Origin of the sequence: Thermoflexus sp. (genome assembly GCF_040289485.1) — a bacterium.
Taxonomy (GTDB): domain Bacteria; phylum Chloroflexota; class Anaerolineae; order Thermoflexales; family Thermoflexaceae; genus Thermoflexus.
The window spans coordinates 1-2,726 of sequence record NZ_PSLG01000116.1 but is presented as its reverse complement, the minus strand read 5'-3'; the positions used below and the strand labels follow the sequence as shown (position 1 = coordinate 2,726).

The 2,726-nt window shown below is 69.1% G+C and carries 3 protein-coding genes; all 3 read right to left on the bottom strand.

Features of this window, described 5'->3' with window-relative positions; translation table 11 throughout:
* Positions 1–149: 149 nt before the first annotated feature.
* From C4313_RS11515 to C4313_RS11505, 3 genes are read right to left on the bottom strand one after another with little or no spacing between them, the layout of a single operon-like run.
* On the bottom strand, positions 150–938 hold the full coding sequence (locus C4313_RS11515; protein WP_352429991.1) for a TIGR01458 family HAD-type hydrolase: 789 nt from the start codon (positions 936–938) through the stop codon (positions 150–152).
* A 6-nt stretch (positions 939–944) separates the two neighbouring features.
* Positions 945–2,081, bottom strand: coding sequence for a tRNA guanosine(34) transglycosylase Tgt (gene tgt / locus C4313_RS11510; RefSeq protein ID WP_352429990.1), 1,137 nt, complete (start codon positions 2,079–2,081; stop codon positions 945–947).
* 21 nt (positions 2,082–2,102) lie between these two features.
* On the bottom strand, positions 2,103–2,480 hold the full coding sequence (locus C4313_RS11505) for a hypothetical protein (protein ID WP_352429989.1): 378 nt from the start codon (positions 2,478–2,480) through the stop codon (positions 2,103–2,105).
* Between the last annotated feature and the right edge of the window lie 246 nt (positions 2,481–2,726).

Genomic DNA, 2,726 nt, shown 5'->3' with positions numbered 1-2,726 from the left:
CGGTCTACGCGCCACGGGTCGAGGAAGCCGGAAGGGGCCGGTCATCCGTTTCGCCGCGCAGGGTGAAAGAGATGACGATGCGCCACGGAACGGCAAGAACAAGTAAGCTGTTCCGATGGGGGGTGGGGCCTGGCCCCACCCCCTCGCCTTCACTCGGCGATCCAGGGAAGCAGGTTGGCCACGGACTCCAGGACCGCGTCGGGCCGGACCGGCCCCTGGCGATCGGCCGGGCGGAACTTTCCGGTCTGGACGAGGATCCCCCGCATCCCGACCGCTTGGGCCCCGCCCACATCGACCTCGATGTCGTCCCCCACCATGGCCACCCGCTCGGGAGGCAGCCCGAGGTCCGCCAGGACCATCCGGAAGAAGGCCGGATCGGGTTTGCCCAGGATGAGGGCCGGCTGCCCGGTGGCGGCCTCCAGGGCGGCCACGAAGGGCCCCACGTCCAGCCGCAGCCCGTCGGCCGCCTGCCAGTAGCGGGTCCGTCCCAACCCGATGAGCCGTGCCCCCCGTTCGTGGATCAGGCGGAACGCCCGGTTCAGCCGTTCGAAGGTCCAGCCCTCCCCCAGGTCACCCACCACCACCGCGTCCGGGGCCTCTGCGTCCACGGGGACGCCGGCGAAGTCCTCCAGGGCGCCCTCCGGGACCAGGAGGTAGGCCCGCGCTCCCTGTTCCCGGAGGAAACGGCCGGCCGCCCATGGGGGGCTGTAGATCTCCTCAGGGGCAGCGGCGATGCCCATCCCGCGCAGGCGCTCCGCCAGGGCGCGGCGGCTGCGGGTGGTGGTGTTGGTGACGAAGCGGACCGGGATGCGGTGGGCCCGCAGGGCAGCCAGGACCTCCGCCGCGCCGGGGATCGGTCCCTGGGCGGTATAGAGGGTGCCGTCCAGGTCGAACAGGACGGCGGCGATATCGGCCAGCGGCCCGCGCAGTCCCCGCATAGGGCCTCACCCGTCGGAGGGTTCCGGTTCGGAAACCGCCGGGAGGGCCTCGGCCACGGCGGTGCGGAACGCCTCGAACCGTCCCTCCAGGATCGCTTGCCGCAGCCTCTCCATGAACCGGAACATGGTGTGGAGGTTGTGGAGGGTGGTCAGATACATCGCCATGGGCTCCCCTACGTTGAACAGGTGACGCAGGTAGGCCCGGGAGAACCGCCGGCACGTCGGGCATTCGCATGTCTCATCGATGGGACGGGGATCCTCGGCGTAGGCCGCGTTGCGCAGGTTGAGACGGCCGCCCCAGATGAGGGCTGTTCCGTGCCGAGCCACGCGGGTGGGCATCACGCAATCGAAGAGGTCCACCCCCCGGGCCACTGCCTCCACGAAATCCTGCAACGTCCCCACTCCCATCAGGTAGCGGGGCTTCTCCTCAGGCAGCAGGGCGTCCATCAGCGACAGGATGCGGTAGGTGTCGGCCTTCGGCTCCCCCACGGAGAGCCCCCCGATGGCGTAGCCGGGGAAATCCAGCGCGACCAGGAAGCGGGCGCTGCGGGTTCGCAGATCCTCGAACACCCCGCCCTGCACGATGCCGAAGAGGGCCTGGTCCGTGCGACGGTGGGCGGCCCGGCAGCGCTCCGCCCAGCGATGGGTCCGTTCCAGGGCCTTCACGTTATACGCGTAGTCCAGGGGCGGTGGGCATTCGTCTAGGCACATGATGAGATCCGCCCCCAGGTTCTCCTGGACGCGGATGGCCTTCTCTGGCGTGAACCGATGGAGGGAGCCGTCCAGGTGGGAGCGGAAGGTCACCCCGTCGTCGTCCACCTCCCGCAGGCCCTGCAGGCTGAAGATCTGGAACCCCCCGCTGTCCGTGAGGATAGGGCCGTCCCAGCCCATAAATCGATGGAGGCCGCCCAGGCGGGCGATCCGCTCATCGCCCGGGCGCAGATAAAGATGATAAGTATTGGCGAGCACAAGGGTGGCCCCCAGGGCCTTCAGATCCCAGGGGGGCACCGTCTTGACCGCCCCCTGGGTGCCCACCGGGGCGAAGCAGGGCGTCGGGATCCGCCCGTGGGGAGTATCCAGGAACCCAGCCCGGGCCCGGCCGTCTCGGGCGACGATGGTGAACCGGAAGCCGTGGGAGGACATCGGCGGTCTCCTCGCGTCGGCCTATGGGCTCGTCTGCGGGCCCAGGTAGCCCATCGCCTCCTCGTGATCGCCATCCATCACCAGGTGAAGATAGCGCCCGTCGGTGGCCTCCGGGACGTCGATGACCTTCACGTAGGCGGCCTCCTCGGGCAGCAGGGTGGGCAGATGGTTCGGCGCCTGGAGGAAGAACTCCGCCCGGAAGATCGCCCCTTCGTCGTCCGGGATGAGGTCCAGCGGGTAGATCTGGGCCTCGATGAGGTCCCGGAAGAAATGGGTGCCGTAAGAGAGTTCGGGCGCCCCCTGGGACCCCCGCAGCCCGATCTCCACCAACGCCCGGGCGTTGTAGATGTCGGCATAGCCGACCTTCACCCCCAGGTAAGGGTTGACAACAGCTGACATTTTTATTATCAGCCATTTCAGCCACGAAGCTTTCCGACGGGGCACGCCCGCACGGAACCCGCCCCCTCACCGCCTGGCGGTGGGTTCGAGGTGGGCCAGCGCCCCGTTCCCACAGCCGGTGGACGGCTCGCGGGTTTTCTGCCATCATGCAGATAGAGCCGGTGAAAACCCAGCCGGCTCCGGGCTGGCCACCCCAAACGGCCCTACCGGGAGTTCCCCGGGAAGGGACGCCTGTGGAGATCCCTC